This window comes from Shewanella sp. HL-SH2 (genome assembly GCF_051164935.1).
In the GTDB taxonomy this organism is placed as follows: domain Bacteria; phylum Pseudomonadota; class Gammaproteobacteria; order Enterobacterales; family Shewanellaceae; genus Shewanella; species Shewanella glacialimarina.
The window spans coordinates 3,482,437-3,500,699 of the sequence record NZ_CP195035.1 but is presented as its reverse complement, the minus strand read 5'-3'; the positions used below and the strand labels follow the sequence as shown (position 1 = coordinate 3,500,699).

15 protein-coding genes are annotated in these 18,263 nt (G+C 39.8%); 8 read left to right on the top strand and 7 right to left on the bottom strand.

The annotated features are described in order from the left end of the window. The first annotated feature begins 29 nt into the window (after positions 1-29). Entirely contained in the window at positions 30-2,042 is a 2,013-nt protein-coding gene (locus ACRWP9_RS15230; RefSeq protein WP_434926702.1) for a methyl-accepting chemotaxis protein, read from the top strand. Positions 2,043-2,186: 144 nt separating this feature from the next. Here the strand turns inward: ACRWP9_RS15230 and ilvN are convergent, their stop codons facing one another. The 3 genes from ilvN to ACRWP9_RS15215 all read right to left on the bottom strand — a co-directional run bounded on the left by ilvN (position 2,187) and on the right by ACRWP9_RS15215 (position 5,929). Then, positions 2,187-2,681, bottom strand: a complete 495-nt coding sequence (ilvN, locus tag ACRWP9_RS15225; RefSeq protein WP_226414341.1) for an acetolactate synthase small subunit — start codon at positions 2,679-2,681, stop codon at positions 2,187-2,189. Continuing rightward, a complete protein-coding gene (locus tag ACRWP9_RS15220) occupies positions 2,681-4,399 on the bottom strand; it encodes an acetolactate synthase 3 large subunit (protein WP_434926701.1) in 1,719 nt (572 codons plus the stop codon). The genes ilvN and ACRWP9_RS15220 overlap by 1 nt, the downstream gene beginning before the upstream one ends. 354 nt (positions 4,400-4,753) lie before the next feature. After that, positions 4,754-5,929 carry a multidrug effflux MFS transporter gene (locus ACRWP9_RS15215; RefSeq protein ID WP_434929088.1) on the bottom strand — a complete coding sequence of 392 codons (1,176 nt, stop codon included), beginning with the start codon at positions 5,927-5,929 and terminating at the stop codon, positions 4,754-4,756. A 353-nt stretch (positions 5,930-6,282) separates the two neighbouring features. Between ACRWP9_RS15215 and ACRWP9_RS15210 the strand changes: the two genes are divergently transcribed. Further along, positions 6,283-8,052, top strand: a complete 1,770-nt coding sequence (locus ACRWP9_RS15210; protein ID WP_434926700.1) for a SulP family inorganic anion transporter — start codon at positions 6,283-6,285, stop codon at positions 8,050-8,052. Between the two features lie 97 nt (positions 8,053-8,149). Here ACRWP9_RS15210 and ACRWP9_RS15205 read toward each other — a convergent pair whose 3' ends face one another. The 3 genes from ACRWP9_RS15205 to ACRWP9_RS15195 are packed head-to-tail and all read right to left on the bottom strand — an operon-like array spanning position 8,150 to position 11,927. After that, the gene (locus tag ACRWP9_RS15205) at positions 8,150-9,208 is read right to left on the bottom strand and encodes an HlyD family secretion protein (protein ID WP_434926699.1); all 1,059 of its coding nucleotides are present in this window, start codon (positions 9,206-9,208) and stop codon (positions 8,150-8,152) included. Then, positions 9,208-10,536, bottom strand: a complete 1,329-nt coding sequence (locus ACRWP9_RS15200) for a glycosyltransferase family 2 protein (RefSeq protein ID WP_434926698.1) — start codon at positions 10,534-10,536, stop codon at positions 9,208-9,210. The genes ACRWP9_RS15205 and ACRWP9_RS15200 overlap by 1 nt, the downstream gene beginning before the upstream one ends. Continuing rightward, positions 10,533-11,927, bottom strand: a complete 1,395-nt coding sequence (locus tag ACRWP9_RS15195) for a diguanylate cyclase domain-containing protein (protein WP_434926697.1) — start codon at positions 11,925-11,927, stop codon at positions 10,533-10,535. Before ACRWP9_RS15195 ends, ACRWP9_RS15200 begins: the two co-directional genes overlap by 4 nt. Positions 11,928-12,366: 439 nt before the next feature. Between ACRWP9_RS15195 and ACRWP9_RS15190 the strand changes: the two genes are divergently transcribed. Beyond that, complete coding sequence (locus ACRWP9_RS15190; RefSeq protein ID WP_434926696.1) at positions 12,367-12,990, top strand: 2OG-Fe(II) oxygenase; 624 nt, start codon at positions 12,367-12,369, stop codon at positions 12,988-12,990. A gap of 60 nt (positions 12,991-13,050) precedes the next feature. Further along, positions 13,051-13,455, top strand: coding sequence for a hypothetical protein (locus tag ACRWP9_RS15185; protein ID WP_434926695.1), 405 nt, complete (start codon positions 13,051-13,053; stop codon positions 13,453-13,455). 148 nt (positions 13,456-13,603) lie between these two features. On the opposite strand, the gene ACRWP9_RS15180 is transcribed toward ACRWP9_RS15185, so the two are convergent. Continuing rightward, positions 13,604-14,359 carry a substrate-binding periplasmic protein gene (locus ACRWP9_RS15180; RefSeq protein WP_434926694.1) on the bottom strand — a complete coding sequence of 252 codons (756 nt, stop codon included), beginning with the start codon at positions 14,357-14,359 and terminating at the stop codon, positions 13,604-13,606. Positions 14,360-14,482: 123 nt separating this feature from the next. Here ACRWP9_RS15180 and ACRWP9_RS15175 point away from each other — a divergent pair, with 123 nt between their 5' ends. From ACRWP9_RS15175 to uvrC, 4 genes are all read left to right on the top strand, one after another. Then, positions 14,483-15,031 (top strand): DUF1569 domain-containing protein, encoded by a 549-nt coding sequence (locus tag ACRWP9_RS15175; protein ID WP_434926693.1) that lies wholly within the window; start codon positions 14,483-14,485, stop codon positions 15,029-15,031. A gap of 41 nt (positions 15,032-15,072) precedes the next feature. After that, a complete protein-coding gene (locus ACRWP9_RS15170) occupies positions 15,073-15,495 on the top strand; it encodes a secondary thiamine-phosphate synthase enzyme YjbQ (protein WP_434926692.1) in 423 nt (140 codons plus the stop codon). A gap of 203 nt (positions 15,496-15,698) precedes the next feature. Further along, positions 15,699-16,343, top strand: a complete 645-nt coding sequence (gene uvrY, locus ACRWP9_RS15165; RefSeq protein ID WP_226414368.1) for a UvrY/SirA/GacA family response regulator transcription factor — start codon at positions 15,699-15,701, stop codon at positions 16,341-16,343. A gap of 74 nt (positions 16,344-16,417) precedes the next feature. Beyond that, entirely contained in the window at positions 16,418-18,250 is a 1,833-nt protein-coding gene (gene uvrC / locus ACRWP9_RS15160) for an excinuclease ABC subunit UvrC (RefSeq protein WP_434926691.1), read from the top strand. The last annotated feature ends 13 nt before the right edge of the window (positions 18,251-18,263 follow it).

Below are 18,263 nucleotides of genomic sequence, written 5' to 3'. Positions count from 1 at the left end.
TAAATTTTTATCTGTTGAGAGCATATTTTATGAATCTAAAATTGTCACAATCCCTGTACTTAGGGTTCAGTTCAATTGTTGCTATTACACTGTTACTAGCGGTCGTGATTTGGTCCATTGTTGCTGATTCGGCAAAAATCGCCCAAGAAATTGCCGAAGATGATGTCCCCGGAGTACTCGCTTACCTTGCTGTCGCTGATAGTATTAGTGCAATACAAACAAATGCACTTGAATACTTAAATGGTGAGGAGGATGAGAAACAAGATTTTATTGAAAATATCAAAAACTTTAAACATGCCTTAAGTGTATTAGTTCCCTTAGAATCAGTTAAACAACAAGATATTGATAAAATGGCTAAAATTGAAACCCTTGCCAACCAATATATCGATCAGCTTTCGTCCAATGTTTTTGCAAAGTATTCTCCTTTAAGGGAGCAAACCGCCATTAAGCAGGTTACTGAACTGACGGTAAATGTAGGAAAACCTTTAGAGGATTTACTCGATGCTTTAAAAGAAGAGGAATTTAATGATGCTCTTAAGACGGATAATTTAGAAGAATCTTTAAATGATGACTTACCTGGGTTGCGATATTATCTTGAACTAGTGGATGAAGCAGGAGATATGATTTCATCTATAAATACTTATATTTCAGGCGTTCCTGAAGCTAAAGAAGCATTTAAAGCTGACTCAGACTCATTTCAATCGTATCTTTCATTACTCAAGCCTTTAGAGCAAAAACCACAAGAACTAGATAATATTCGTAGAATTGAAAGTTATTACAATGAAATAAAATCGACAGCTAACCAAGTATTTGAAAATTATAACCCTTCAAATAAAGCTACAGCTAATGCTTTGATTGATAAGTTAGAGCATGAGTTGGTTGTGCCGATAATGGACATTTTAAAGAGCTCTGCAACGGAAGAAGAGGTGGATGCAAAGTCAGCGTTAGCAAGCTTAAACACCAATGTTGATAACGTGATTTTATGGTTAATTTTAAACGCGATAATTGTGCTCGTCGTTGGAACCTTAATCGCTTGGAAAATATCGAGTATGATCCAACGTAGATTGGATGTTATTTCGTCTAAAGCGAGGTTAATTGCTGATGGTGACTTAACTGCTGCATTAATTAACGATGAGCGAACTGATGAGTTAGGTATTTTATCGGCGTCAGTTGATCAGATGCAGCGTTCACTAAAGTCACTTATTGAGCAAATATCAAATGTGGCGAATCAGGTCGCCTCTAGTAGTGCCCAGGTGGCTCATTCTAGTCATCAAGTTGTTCAGGGCAGTCAAGCTCAGGCTGATAAAGCTAATCTTATTGCCGCTGCAGTTGAAGAAATGAGTATCACAGTGAAAGAAGTTGCAGCGCAAAGCGCGGATGCCGCGACAACCTCACAACAAGCAGGTGATGAAGCCCAAGAGGGTGGGCGTTTAATGCAAGAGACCGTCAAAGGAATTAATCGAATTGCAGAAGTGGTTAATGAAACCGCATCTACTGTAAATGTGTTAGGCCAACGCGGCGATGAAATTGGCAATGTTATTAAAGTGATTAATGATATTGCAGAGCAAACTAACTTGTTGGCACTAAATGCCGCAATTGAAGCTGCTAGAGCGGGAGAGTTAGGTCGAGGTTTTGCTGTTGTTGCTGATGAAGTAAGGGGGTTAGCAGAGAGAACTTCCAAGGCGACCAAAGAAGTGGGTACATTAATTGGTGCTATTCAAAATGAAACGCGCCAAGCGGTAACTCGGATGGGTGATGGGACTGAGTTAGTTGCTGTGGGCGTGCAACTTGCTAATCAAGCGGGAGAAGCACTTACTAAAATTGTTCAACGCACTGTAGATGCTAACTCGATGATCCATGCTATTGCCACTGCAAGTGATGAGCAATCACATGCGACACAAGAGATATCCAGGGATATTACGGCGATTAGTGATATTGCTAATGAGTCGTTAAAGCAAACAAAAATTGGCTCTGACTCAGCGAGACTACTTGATGAAAAAGTTACCGAGTTGGAACTGCTTGTTTCTCGGTTTAAACTGTAATTTATTAATGGTTTATGCTGTTAAGTGAATGATTGACGTTATGCGCCTGTAATAAACAAATAGATCAGCAAACAAAAGAGCCACAGATTAACCTGTGGCTCTTTTATGTTTACAAACTATGGTACTGGTTTAATTCAATTTAGCTTATGCCCGCATTGATTTCTCACCACGAGACAGCCCCACCACGCCTGAACGAGACACTTCAATAACCTTAGTAACTTCTGTTAAGGCACCAATAAAGGCATCAACTTTATCACTGGTTCCAGCCATTTGGATGGTGTAAAGGCTTGCTGTTACATCAACTATTTGGCCGCGAAAAATATCCGCAGTACGCTTAACTTCTTCACGCACATCACCAATAGCTTTGACCTTGACGAGAGCTAGCTCGCGTTCAATGTGCGCGGCCTCAGTAATGTTAGCCACTTTTAGAATATCAATAAGCTTATGCAGTTGTTTTTCAATTTGCTCTAACACTTTTGCATCCGCTATCACGGTAATGTTTAAACGTGACAGTGTGTTATCTTCCGTTGGTGCAACGGTTAAGCTTTCAATGTTGTAACCACGTTGTGAAAACAAGCCTACAACGCGAGAAAGTGCACCGGGTTGGTTTTCAAGTAATACAGAAATAATACGACGCATTAGCTTTTCTCCGTTTTGCTTAACCACATTTCGTTCATTGCTCCACCGCGAATTAGCATTGGATAAACGTGTTCTGTCTCATCAACACTAATATCTACAAATACTAATCGATCCTTTATGGCTAATGCTTCGGCCAATTTTGACTCTAGCTCTTTTGGATCGCTAATTGTTATGCCTACATGGCCATAAGCTTCGGCAATTTTGGCAAAATTAGGCACAGAATCCATGTAGGAGTGCGAATGGCGACCAGAATAAATCATATCTTGCCATTGTTTTACCATGCCCAAAAAGCGGTTATTCAAGTTGATAATTTTAACAGGAGTATCATATTGCAGTGCCGTTGATAGTTCTTGAATATTCATTTGAATAGAACCATCGCCAGTAACGCACACGACGGTTTCGTCTGGGAAGGCCATTTTGACGCCCATGGCGGCAGGTAAGCCAAAGCCCATAGTGCCAAGTCCACCAGAGTTAATCCAACGGCGTGGTTTATCAAACGGGTAATAAAGGGCAGCAAACATCTGATGTTGACCGACATCCGAGGCGACATAAGCGTCACCATTGGTTAGCTTATATAAGGATTCGATAACTTGTTGCGGCTTAATACGGTCAGTCGTTCTATCAAACTCTAAACATTCTTGAGCGCGCCATTGAGTAATTTGTTGCCACCAAGCATCTAATGCCTCGGTATCATTCTTACCTTTGGTGCTGGCTAACAGTTCAAGCATGGTATCAAGAATATTATCCGCTGAACCTACAATCGGAATGTCTACTCGTACGGTTTTTGAAATAGATGCAGGGTCGATATCAATGTGTAAAATAGTGGCGTTAGGGCAATATTTATCAACATTATTGGTCGTACGATCATCAAAACGTACCCCAATACCAAATATCAAATCACAATTATGCATAGCATTGTTGGCTTCAAATGTGCCATGCATGCCTAACATGCCTAAGCTTTGTTGATGAGTCCCAGGGAAAGCGCCTAAGCCCATTAATGTGCAAATTACCGGAATATTAAGTTGTTCAGCAAGTGATAATATCTGTTTGTCACACTCTGAAATAATCGCGCCACCACCCACATAAAGAACCGGTTTTTTGGCCGCTAATAAGGCTTGGAGTCCACGGCGGATTTGACCTTTGTGACCAGTTGTTGTTGGGTTGTATGAACGCATTTTTACACTGTCTGGATAGATATAATCATAAAGATTATCAGGACTTAGGCAGTCTTTTGGTAAATCGATAACCACAGGGCCGGGGCGACCTGTAGAGGCGATAAAAAATGCTTTTTTAACGATTTCAGGAATATCAGCCGGGTTTTTAACTAAAAAGCTGTGTTTAACGATAGGCCTAGAAATACCAATCATGTCACATTCTTGGAAGGCGTCATTACCAATGAGTGAGCTTGGTACCTGGCCAGATAACACCACTAAGGGGATAGAGTCCATGTAGGCTGTTGCAATACCGGTAATGGCATTGGTTGCACCAGGACCTGAGGTTACCAGTACCACGCCAACTTTACCCGTGGCGCGAGCATAACCATCTGCCATGTGAACCGCGGCTTGCTCGTGACGAACTAATATATGTTCTACACCAGCTATTTTGTGGAGGGCATCATAGATATCTAAAACAGAACCACCCGGGTAACCAAAAATATGGCTAACACCTTCATCTATTAGTGAGCGCACAATCATACTGGCGCCAGAAAGCTTTTCCATGAAATCAATCCTCTTAAGTTACCGTTATGGTAAACAGTATCTTGCATACAACGACGGTAATCGTTCTAAAAAATAAACTTAAACGGTTATTTAAGTCTGTTAAAGGTTAAGACGTACCTTAAACCCATTATCCGCTCTGCAGAACGTATCAGCTTTATCATATGTAAATCTATATTTACTGCAAGTGTTTTGTTTATTTTTTTAATTAATTTGAAAATATTTCATATTTAATCTAAGTGAAGGGATTGTTATCTCCAGACTATGTTGGATCAGACAAACAAAAAAGCCATCAAACGCTTGGTTGATGGCTTTGAGGAATTTACGCGTTAACTTACCAACGATAGCTATCAGTTATCAGTTATCAGTAAGAGTGTGATATTTGCTTTGATAATTTTGTAATATTTGACACGCGGCAACCATTAAAATGGCCACTAACATTAAGCTGGCGAATGGCACTGCTGTACCAGTATAGAAATAGGCGAGCAATGGACCTGCTGTTGCCCCAAAACCAAATCGTAATGTACCAATAACCGCAGTAGCTGTGCCGGTTTCTTGCTTGAATTTCATCAGTACAATCGCATCAGCATTCACTGACATAATCCCTAATGCACCCATTAATGGGATCAGCATTATCACTGTAAAGTGATAACTTAAATCAAACACATTCACCAAGACTAAACCAATGGCGGCAATAGTGGCAAAAAAAGTACCGACATGTAACATACGCTTTGAGCCATAACGACTGACAATACGTGAGTTAACAATGTTGGCTAACATTAATGCACCCACATTAGAGCTAAATAGAATGGCAAACAACGACTTGTCTAATTCAAACACTTCCATGTACACAAATGGAGATGCAGTTAAATAACAGAAAAATGCAAAAGAGGTCAGTACACCACTGGTGATATGTAATTTTACACCTTGGCGAGAAAACACCGTGTAATAAGATCGAAAAAAAGATTTTTGGCTACGTTGTTCTAAATCAGTATCACTGGGCATTTTTAACTTTGTTAACACAATGATAAGTAATAATGCCGCGTAAAAACTTAATACAAAAAAGATTAAGTGCCAGTCACCCAGCTCTAATATAAAACTGCCTATTGTTGGGGCTATTAACGGCGCTAACATCATGATTAAACTGACGTAAGACATGCCTTTGGCAGTATTGTCACCGTAGATTTCTTTAATATAACCTGGCACCACAACGGTGGCTGCTGCGCCGATAAAGGCTTGTAAAAAGCGCAGTACAAGAAACTGCTCTATGGTTTGACTGAATCCAAGCAGTAAGCTGATGACACTAAAACCGATTAACCCAGTAATTACTAATGGCTTACGGCCAACTCTGTCAGCAATCGGGCCAAAAGTCAGCATGCCTAACGCATAGCCTGCCAGGTAAATACTTAGCGATTGCTGCACCATGGTCACATCGGTGCCAAAACCTTTCGCTAAAGTTGACATAGCAGGTAAGTACATATCAATTGCTAAGGGCGTTATCGCAACGATTGCCGCTAACATAGGGAGTAACATTGCCAAATGTGGAAAAGTGTTTAGAGCAGCTTTGTTTGAAGATTGAGACACAAAAACCTCAGGAAATTATAGAGAAGCCATTTGGAGCAAATAAATGAGAAATTATATTTCAGTAGAGTAGTTTAACATGTAATTGGTACTTTGGATTTGAGATTTTGTAATCAAAAGTATCAATTTTTCTCATCCTCTTAAAGCACCTTGTTAATATCCACTAAGGGCAATTATCGGGTTATGCAGCAGAGGTTCATTTTTATGTCACATTTCTGTGCTAGAAAAAAATCACACAAGTTGCTGTAATTTTTTTAATAAAAACCTATCATTGCTGCATTAGCTTTAATGACAAGGAAACTGCTGTGTTGTCACGTTTGTACGAGTTTATGCCAGGTTTAAATACACTTATTAACTATGAGCGAAAGTGGTTTGCGGATGATGTTAAAGCGGCATTATCAGTTGCTGCTGTAGCGCTTCCGGTTGCAATAGCTTATGCCCAACTTACCGGCGTTAACGCAGCTGTTGGTTTATATTCCTGCGTCTTACCTATGATGATATATGCTTTGTTTGGCACCTCAAGGCAACTTATTGTTGGGCCTGACGCAGCGACTTGTGCTGTTATTGCAGCAGTGGTTACGCCATTGGCGGCCGGCGACAGTGTTAAGCATTGGCAACTGGTTATGACCATGACTGCAATGACCGGGTTTTGGTGTTTAATTGCTAGCCGATTTAAATTAGGGGTATTGGCTGATTTTCTGTCCAAGCCAATTTTAATGGGGCTATTAAATGGTGTGGCAATTACCATTATTGTTGGTCAGTTTTCAAAAATATTCGGTTTCACTTTCGACGAAAGATACTTACTTGAACGTTTAGGTGGCGCACCTACTTATTTGTCAAAAACACATGTTCCCACCCTACTAATGGCTATATTAACAGTGGCGATTTATTTTGGCATGAAACGGCTTAGGCCAAGCTGGCCTTCATCAATGTTTGCCATCGCGTTTGGGGCGATATTAGTTTGGGTGTTTAACCTTGAGCAATTTGATGTCAAAACCATAGGGGAAGTAGCAGGAGGATTACCTTTGTTTCAAGCGCCAGAATTTAACGTTGGTATTATTCGCGAACTTGTTATGCCTGCGCTTAACTTAGCGGTAGTCAGCTTTGTCAGTATGATGCTGACTGCCCGCAGTTTTGCAGCCAAAAATGGCTATGACATTGATGCAGATAAAGAGTTTAGAGCACTGGGGCTGGCGAATATAGCCTCAGCATTATCACAGGGATTTGCAGTAAGTGGCGCTGACTCCCGTACCGCGGTGAATGATGCTAATGGTGGTAAAACACAATTAGTGTCAATTATTGCTGCGGCGATTATTGCCATTATTGCTATTTTTCTGACTGCGCCGCTGGAGTTTATTCCAAGTGCTGCGCTCGGTGTGGTGTTGGTGATAGCGTCAGTGCATCTTTTAGATTTAAAAGCTGTGTGGCAATTAAGACTACGCGACAAACAAGCCTTTTACTTAGCGTCAATAACCTTATTTGCGGTATTGTTTATCGGTGTTATCCCTGGGATTACATTGGCCGTGTTATTGGGTTTGTTCCAATTTATTCGAACGGTTATGCGCCCAACTGATCAGGTTTTAGGGGTTGATATAAAAGGGGTGATCAGAAGTTTAGATAGCAGTGACAAAGCTAAACCTGTGGCTGGTATCTTCATCTATCGTTTTAATTCACCGTTAACTTACTTTAATTCAGGTTATTTTAAACGTCGATTGTTAGAGCAATACGCGAGACAAAAAGGCGATATAAAATGCGTTATTATTGATGCTGTACCGTGTTTTACTCATTTAGATTTAAGTGTAATGGCAATGCTAGCCGATTTAGATGCGCTGTTTAAAAAGCGCGGCGTGCGGCTTGAGCTTGCTGGTAGAAAGCGTCAATTACTCTCATGGTTTGAACAGACTGGGATGAAGTCTGGCAATGAAGGTATTTATATCCGTTCAGACTTGTACCTAGCGTTAAAAGTCAATCAAAGTAAACAAGCGGCAGATGAGGCATTGCAGGAACATGGGCCCGATACTGAGCAAGATAAGTTTGAGCAACATAAGGTTGTGCTGACCCACAGCCAAATATAGACTTCGTCCTCAGGTTAAACTGAGGACGTTTAGGCGCAGGTTTAAGTTTAGGTACAGGCTATGTACGTTATCAAGTTTGACCTTGAAACATGATTAACTACTGATAGTCGAAGATAACTTCTACAGGTAAACCTTCAATGGATACTGGAAGTGAATCATCGGGCGTTAGAATTATTTTTAACACCGCCTTATCACCTTCAAAAGGCCCTGATAACTGCTGTGGTAATCGACTCACTAATTCAGTTGGCTCAGAAATTTTTGCTCTGAGCTTACTACCATCAGGCAGCTTAATTGTTGCCTGTTGTCCTATTTGTGCGTGGCTAAAGTATTTAGGGGCTAGATAGGCAGTAATAACAGGTTTTTTGCGACCAGAGATCAGTAACATGGGTTGGTTCTCAACAATATATTCCCCCGACTGAACCATTATATCGACTATTTGACTGTCAAATGGTGCTGTGGTTGTTAGCTGATTCTTGATGGCTATTAAGCTCACAAGTTCTAATTCAATTTCATTTTTAGATAATGTTACACTGCCGGCAGACGACAGTATTTTTTGGCGTTGTTTTTCTTGGGCTAAATCCGCTTTCGACTTAGCGAGTTCCATTTTAGAAGATATATAGGTTTGATGGACCATTGCCATTTCTGCCGATGCAATAAGGCCTTTATTTTTTTGCTGTAAGTCTTGATATTGTTTTACTAATCGTTCTTGGGCTGTCACACCTTCCTCGGCGATAGAGATTCTCTGCCTAAGCTGCAACAAGATAGCATTGTCCAAGCCAACACTTTCGCGCTCAAATTTGTCGAGATGGTCTTTTAGCTTTGTTATTTTAGCGTCAAGCTGCGGGTTTGATATGGTAAGAATCACGTTGCCTTTTTTGACTTTATCTCCACCACTGACCTCTAAATTAACTAGTACTCCATTATAAGGTGATCTTACTTCTAAAGGTTCAGTGGTTATGATTCCGTTGGCTAGAATAAATATTTCAGGCCGAATTAAGATCCAAGAGATTAATATTAAAGGAATAATTACCAGTAATAGTAATAAATACCAACGAGTTTTAAAACCGCTACGTTTAGCGCCAGCATAGGGTACTTTTAATCCATTATCAGTTTGAGGCTTACTGGACTTAGGTGATGCGTTATAACTTACTTTCACTAAAATTTTCTCCCGCGTTTTAATACCCACCAAGGTGCCATAGAGCTTTCTTCGTGCGACCGACGAATCATTTCATTCAAGAGGGCAAACAAGCACACCATTCTCATAAACAGTGCGTAAAAAGGGTAAAGTGGTAACCATTTAATTAAAGATAAATCCTGTTTTAGTCGCTCTGAAATAGCACACAGCACAAAGATGTAAAAAAATAAAAGAATAGAGAAGTAAATGGTGTAAATAACCAAGGAAATAGAAACAACAAATTGCCATGGATATAATGCCGCTATTCCGACACTGTAAATAAAAATAACAAATGGCATTAATACATTTTGTAAAAAGCCATAAATTAATGTGAATATGAAGGTACTAAACCCTAATAGTTTTGGTGTAAATGCAGGCCAATGCTTTCTGAAATAAAGAAAAAGTAAATCGCCATCCCAGCGTAACCTCTGCCAAACAAGCTCTTTCAAAGTAACAGGGGCATCAGTATGTCCTATAGCTAGGGTAGCAAACGGAATTCGCCATTGGGGGTGCCTTTTAAAATACTGCTTAATCCTAATCGTTAGATCTAAATCCTCAGCAGTATGAGTGTCCCAGCCACCTATTTGAATCAAAAAAGTACGACGAAATGCGCCAAACGCACCTGAAATATTATTGATAAGGTTCCATTGGCTTAACCCGGTTTTCCCACCCTGCATAGAGATTAAATATTCGATTGCTTGCATACGAGTCACTATCGATTGGGAAACATTTCGTACTCTTAGTGCACCGCCAAGGGCCGGGACATTTGGGTCTTCAAAATACGGCACCACCTGGCTGACCATATCATTATCAAATGAAGTATCAGCATCTGCATTGATCACTATTTCACCGCTAGCAAAGTGTAATCCTGCATTTAAAGTTGATACTCGGCCACCTCTTTGCCATTTAGGTAAAACAATCACTTTTCTATTGGGTAGATTGCACGCCTGTGCAGATTGAATCGCCGACTCATAAGTTAGTGCATTTTGTACCGCGCCATCTACCACCGCAATAATTTCAATATTTCCAGGGTAGGTCTGCTCAATGAGTGATGAGATTGTACTCATTACCGCCTTGCCTTCAGCGTAACAGGTAATAATACAAGATACTTTGGGTTGATAAATGGAAGCTTTCGGTGTTTGAATGAAGGTCACATAATGAAAGCGTAAAATACCACTGATAACTATCATCATCAGAGGTAATTCATAAATAAATATTAGCGGTAAAAGCCATATAAAAAACAACAAATGATTAGCGAGTTGATACCAAATATCTGTAAAGATATAAAGTATTGTATCTAGTTCGCTCATATCGTTATAGACTTGGTAGTTAAAATTTGGTCTGTGAGCCAATCTTCAACATTATCACCTATATCCGCCGGTAAGCTGATGGCTTTTACGGTAAATTCAATATTTGATTTATCTTGATACTCTTTTACATTCAGTAGTTTTGAGTAAATTGATTGCAATTGTTTTGTATTTGTCATCGGGAGCAATATTAACAGGCCATTATCGGTATAGTTTGTACACGCATCGGTTACCCGAACAATACTTCTTAATCTGTCTTGAAAAGCATCCAATTGCATTAGAGCCTTCGCTTCACCTTCAGATTGTAAAAATTGATTAAAATTAATCAGCTGTATACACAGTAAGGTATGGGTATGTTTATGCCTTTTAGCTAATTTGTTTTGCCAATCAATTAACCATAATAACTGCTGCAGACTCATTTGCTCTCCTGCAGAGAGTGAAAACAAAGTGTGCTTTTTACCTTGAATTGCCAAGATTCGTCCTTGGCTAGTCAGCTTGAATCCATATACATTTCTTACATGCAGAGCATCAATCGCATGGGCTTGTCCGCACTGTAAACATTCAGCTTCAACCTGTGCTTCTACAAAAATATGTTCACAATTATTACAGTGCTGATTTTCTATTGGGCGGTCATAATCCACCCCAATATGGCGTAAATGTTGTAAACAATTAGGACACTGTAAGCTGGTTAATTTTTTGAAATCGTCTTTAGCACCCACATGGCCACAATTGAAGCAATGCAAACTACTTCGATTACCAATATCAATATTTTTACAACTTGGGCATATATCAATGTAGTTTAAATGGCCGCAATGACAGTCTGGGCATAGTCTGATCCGATTGACTAAATGGTCGGTTTCAATCCAGTTATTTTGTCTAATACCATTTAGCCATGAAAAACAATCTTCAGGCGCTATTCCCCAAGCTTGCAATAGTGGATAAACATAGAGTCGCGAGCTTTGAGGCTGGCGCATTGGTTCAAGAATACTGTCGCTATGTAACCACATATAACAAAGTAGTTTAAACGCTAAATTATCTTGATAATCCAGTTTTACGAGTGCAGACTTTTCTAAAAAGGTGTCAAGCTGAGTGGTGACATTTTGAGTTAACATGCCATTGGATAAATACCCAGACAGCTTGCTTTCCTTAACAACGAGCAAAAGGCAAAGCGATAACTCATCATCTTTCCTAATTGCGTCGAGTTGCTTGTCTTGTTGATCCTCTGGAAGCGACAATACAATCAGAGCAGGTTTTAGGCCGCTCGATTTTAAGTGATCAAACGAGGTGAAATGTTGAAAGTCTAACGGCCAATCTTCATTTGATAAATGGCCCACCCAGCAAAGAATGGATTCACTGTACCTTTTATCCGCACTAGCGTGCACATCGCTCAACATAACAATCTCAACGTTAAATATTTGGGACGGCATAGTACAGTAATGCAGAGAGTTATAGAATATAAATAGTACTGAAATTGTTTGAATATACATCTAACGTATGAGTTTTTAACTTTATAATATTTAAGTATATTGATTATAAAAAGCTATCTATACCAGTGGCATAGTGGTTTAAAGGTTTTGCTAAACGTTTTGACTTAATTGAAATTTAACTTGCCAATCGATATTGGCAGGAGGATATTTATTTTGTTGTCATAATGCCATTGTTAAACTAATATTCGCAGCCTAAATGAGTATTCACACTCTATTGAAAAATTCGGGCGTATTTAATTATTCCCTTTTAATTTAGCAAACCACGCCCCCTCGAAATTCTGACTTAACCTTGTTTTCTAAGTCCTAAAGTAAAGTAAAAAGCGTCGTCTCTTTGGATGTAGCATGTATGGTTTCGCCGATAAGTGAAGCAGTGCTGGATGTGATCGCAGATGCGTTAGTCGATAAAGGCTATAGTCTTTTATCAGATATCATTCCTGATTATGTTAGTTTAGCCCTACTTGAAAAAATGCAGGCTAAGCATGACATTGATTTTAAATATGCGGCTATTGGTCGCGGTATTGAACAGCAAGTTAATGCTGAGATCCGCTCAGATAAAATCAGTTGGCTTGATAAACAAGACCACACAGACAAAGCGTACCTGTCTATTATGGAGCAACTTAGAGAGGGCCTTAATCGACGCTTATTTATGGGGTTGTTTGATTATGAGAGCCACTATGCAGTGTATGAGCCTGGAGCACATTATAAAAAGCATGTTGATGCTTTAAAAGGCAGCCAAAATCGAATTCTTACAACGGTATTTTTCTTAAATCCACATTGGCAATTGGACGATGGCGGCGAGCTGCTTATTTATGATGAGATCGATATACTGCTAGAAACGGTAAAGCCTCAGATGGGAACGTTAGCCATATTTTTAAGTGAGCGCTTTCCCCATGAAGTGTTACCAACATTAAAAACCCGTAACAGTATTGCGGGGTGGTTTAGGGTAAGTCATGCAACGCATGGTTTTTAATGGTATCTTTGATTTTAATGACGTGTTTTTTTAAATTTAGCACACTAAATAGGACGGGATATGAGTATTAAAGCGAAATGGTTATTAACGGCCTCGTTAGTATGTTTAAGCCAAGCTGTCTGCGCACAAGATCAGGCCGAGAAAGCCTTTGCCGATGAAGTGGTTCAGTGTGCAGCTTATTACCAAATTGCTTCGGAAGCGATTGGTGCAATGAATGCTCCGCAAATGCAGGCAGTGGGTGAGCGTTTAAAAATATCTGCGACTGATGCTGCTACATTAGCTGCGAAATATCGCAGTGCAGAACAAGTTGCAAAAGATATTATAGCCGAGAAACAACAACAAATTGCTAAGTTAGGTGGCTCGTCTAATTTAGGCGGGTTAATGGGGCAATACAAAGAGTTGTGTAAAACCGTTGTCTATGAGCCTCAAAAACGTCTGGATTATTGGTCGATGGTGACCATGTAGCATCTCAACATTAATAACGCTAGCTTGTTAATTACAGAAAAAACCGTATTCAATGAATACGGTTTTTGTTAGCTGATAATTTATCACCTGAAAGAATTAATATTCACAGCCTACAAAACTATTCTTTAAGTCATTGTTTATTATGTTTTTATAATCCATAGTTTGCCGCTAATCGGGGTAGTATATTTTGTTCTTGCAGCAGTGATATCCATTTTGTAAGTTGTTGCTTGCTAATAGGTGCTTTGGGATTTAATAAAACACCATGGTCATATTTTTGGTCCCATTTCTTAGAAATTAGTAGCTGAGATTTGACCTCAGGATACTGGGCTAAATAGAATTGCAAGTAAGACCAGGTTACAGGGGCGATATCCGCTCTGCCTCTGAGTATGCTCGCAATTGAGGCCTCGTTTGATCTGACGAATTGAATATTATAATCATTATTAAGTGCCTTTGGGTCAACTTGCCACTGAGCAAATGCATAATGATATCCTTTTACCAGGCTGAGTACTTTACCGTTAAAGTTATCAAAATATTGTTGTTCGATAGCTTTGTCTTTCAACGCAATAAAGAGTTCTCCATCATTAATATGTAATGGCACAAATTCATGTTCAATATCTTGCCAACCCCAAATAGGGCTTTCAAATAATATCATGTCATAACGGTCCATCTTATACGCTTTATAGCGGTTACCAATACTCGTTGCAACAAATTCAAATTGCACTTCTGATTGAATGCCATTCAATGCCTTTACCACATCAACTGATAATCCAGTATAAAGTCCATCACTTGATTGATTTAAGTAGGGCGCAAATTGATAACCAGCAACCTTAACAATAGGTGTGCTATGGGCAGATTGTACCGATAAGACGGCAAAAATAAGTAATATGAATAATTGGCGATGCATAGTATTTTTGTGAGTATTATATATATGTACAAAAATGTACCACAAAGGTTGCAAGATAAATACTGTAATCAAAGTGACAATAAGGTGCATTGGTTAGATAAATAATATGAAATGAGCGTGATGATGAATAGAAGACAGTTTATGCGGTTCAGTTTAGTCACGACGACCATGCTAACCATAGGTGGCACTGCTTGGGTGAGTGTAGAACCTCAAGTGGCACCACTTGATATAGACTCCATAATTACATTGCTTGATAAGGTTATGATAAGTCATCCAGTTGCTAATGGAGAGTGGGATGTCGCTCAAATTCTGCAGCACTGTGCACAGAGTGTGGAGTATTCAATGTTGGGTTATCCGCAACACAAATCTGATTTATTTAAAGTAACTCTTGGGTCATTGGCATTTGCTGTGTTTGAGTCAAAAAGAAAAATGTCCCATAGTTTAAGTGAACCTATTCCGGGTGCAGCAAGTTTGGATAAGCAGTTACTGTTGAATACGAGTCATAACCTCACAAATGCTTATGCGCGTTTTAAACAATCATTAATTGATTTTCGAGCCTATGATGGAGTCCTAGCGCCGCACTTTGCCTATGGTGCGCTAACTAAAAAGCAATATGAGTTAGCCCATGGCATGCATTTTATGGATCATTTACTTGAAGTTGAACTCCGATAGTCCTGATAATCATGTTATTAAAATAGACCCTAAGCGAGAAAATGATGTGGTTTCAAAAAAGCATCCAACTAGCGGCTAAAAGACGAGGCTTTCACCTCGTTGAAGATGAGTTATTGCAACAATTACCTGAGCTTAAAACCTTTGAAATAGGCTTGGCGCATTTTTTCATTCAACACACTTCAGCGTCACTGACATTAAATGAAAATGCCGACCCAACGGTAAGGGGCGATTTTGAACGACATTTCAATGTTATGGTGCCTGAAAATGCCCCTTATTATCGACATACCTATGAAGGTGCTGATGATATGCCCGCGCATATTAAATCGTCACTCATAGGTGCTGAACTGACCATCCCCATTAGTAAGGGGCGCCTTAATTTGGGGACGTGGCAGGGGATTTACCTGTGTGAACACAGAGACCAAGGTTCGGCGCGCAGTATTATTGTGACGTTAAATGGCCAGTAAGTAATCAGCTTGAGGTGCAGACCATTTTTATTTAGTTGAAAGTTGGCTTATCGTGCTTGTCTTGCTTGTGTGAGTTCAAGGATTAGTGATAAATTTGTCTGCTAGAAACTTCAAAGCATCATATGTTTTATTATGTCGATGTTTCGCAAAACAAAAATGCCAACATTCAGGATGAATGGCAAATAATAAATAGGTGGTTGAAGTTGATATCTGTATATTTAGTTGATGATCATGAGTTAGTTCGTACTGGGATCCGTCGCCTTTTAGAAGATGAGCGTGGCATTAAAGTAGTTGGTGAAGCACATGACGGCGAAACCGCTGTACAGTGGTCTCGCCAGAATGAAGCTGATGTTATTTTAATGGACATGAACATGCCTGGAATGGGCGGTTTAGAAGCGACACGTAAAATACTACGTTATCAGCCTGATGCTAAAATAATAGTACTAACGGTACAAACTGAAGACCCTTTCCCTAAAAAAGTTATGCAAGCGGGGGCGTCGGGTTATTTAACTAAAGGCTCTACTTCTCCAGAAGTTATCCGTGCAATTAGCCAAGTGTCTCGCGGGCAACGTTATCTTTCTCCTGAAATTGCCCAACAAATGGCGTTAAGCCAGTTCGATAGCAGTGATGAAAACCCTTTTACCAGCCTCTCAGAGCGTGAGTTGCAAATCATGCTGATGATAACTAACGGTGAGAAAGTGAATGAAATTTCTGAAAAACTCAATTTAAGCCCTAAAACCGTTAACAGTTATCGTTACCGATTATTCGCAAAGTTAGGTATTAATGGTGACGTTGAATTGACCCGCTTAGCCATTCGATACAAAATGCTCGACACGGGTTCATTCTAATCAAATTTCACGAGAACCTAATTATGTTGTCGTGATTTTTATTTGTGTCACCATTAACTGTGTTGTAATCAATTATGTCTGACGGGTTCCAATCTAAACCATTCCTTCGCACTGTAACATCATCACCAGGCGTTTATCGTATGTACGATAAACTCGATAAAGTGATTTATGTTGGCAAAGCTAAAGATCTTAAAAAGCGTTTAACCTCTTATTTTCGAGCCAATTTACCCAATGTAAAAACCCAGGCATTAGTCGCTAACATTGATCACATCGATGTCACGGTTACCCACAGCGAAACCGATGCACTTATTTTAGAAAATGACTATATCAAGCAGTACATGCCTAAATACAATGTATTGTTACGTGATGATAAGTCTTATCCTTATATTTTACTGAGTGGTCATAAACATCCGCGTTTGGCTTATCATCGCGGAGTAAAGCGCGAGAAAGGTCATTATTTTGGGCCATATCCTAACGGCGGTGCTGTTCGCGAAAGCCTTAATTTAATGCAGAAGTTATTCCCTATTCGTCAATGCGATGACCTGTACTATAAATCTCGTTCTCGCCCGTGTTTACAGTATCAATTGTCCCGTTGTAGCGCTCCGTGCGTTGGCATTGTGTCTGATGATGATTATCAAGAGCAGGTTAAATTAGCCACGTTATTTTTACGCGGCAAAGATCAGCAGGTGATCAGCACTTTAGTGGATAAAATGGAACATGCTGCTATTAACATGGCCTATGAGCAAGCCGCTCAATATCGTGATCAAATTAGCGCATTACGTAAAGTAAGTGAGCAACAAGAAGTCTCTAATAATAAAGGTGATATGGACGTTGTTGGCGTGCATTATGCGTCTGGAATTGTCTGTTTTCACTTACTGTTTATTCGAGAAGGTAAGATTTTTGGTAGCCGCAGTTATTACCCAAGTGTGCCAGTGGCCACAGAGTTAGATGAGGTATTATCATCATTTTTGGGGCAGTTTTATTTAAATGAAGACGTGCAGCGCACAGTGCCCAAAGAAGTGATCCTCAGCCACGAATTTGACGGGATGGAAGTGGTCGCCGCCTCAATAGAACAGGCGTTACAGAAAAAGTTTTCGATAAAAACACACGTTCGTGGTGAGCGAGCTAACTTTTTACGTTTAGCGATAACAAATGCCAGTAATGCCGTGGCTACCAGATTGTCGCACAAGAATACAATTGAACAACGTTTTAGCTTACTAGAAGAGGCCTTAGAGCTGTCTACGCCAATAAACCGTATGGAATGCTTCGATATCAGCCATACCATGGGTGAGAGTACAGTGGCTTCGTGTGTGGTGTTTAATCGTGAAGGGCCGCATAAAGCGGATTATCGACGCTATAACATCAATGGTATAACGGGCGGAGATGACTATGCAGCAATGGAGCAAGCAATTAGTCGTCGCTTTGACCGAATTGATGAAACTGGCAAGGTGCCTGATATTTTATTTATTGATGGTGGGTTAGGCCAACTTCGTATTGCGCAAAATATCGTTGATGAAAAATGTGCCCATTTAGCTAAACCACCTTTGATTGTGGGGGTAACGAAAGGAGAAGGGCGTAAAGCGGGGTTAGAAACCTTTGTATTAGGTGGTTCTGAAGAAATTATTCAAATTGCCAGTGATTCACCCGCATTTCACCTTGTTTTGCATATTCGAGATGAGTCTCATCGTTTTGCTATTACAGGACACCGTAATAAACGTCAGAAAACGCGTAATACTTCAACTTTAGAATCGATAGCGGGTGTTGGACCTAAAAGACGTAAAGCTTTATTGCAACATTTGGGCGGATTACAGGAAGTAAAGGGTGCCAGTGTGGCAGAATTAACAAAAGTTCCCGGAATTAGCCTAGAAATGGCACAAACGATTCATGACACATTGCGAGGGGGCTAAAATTAAGGCAAGA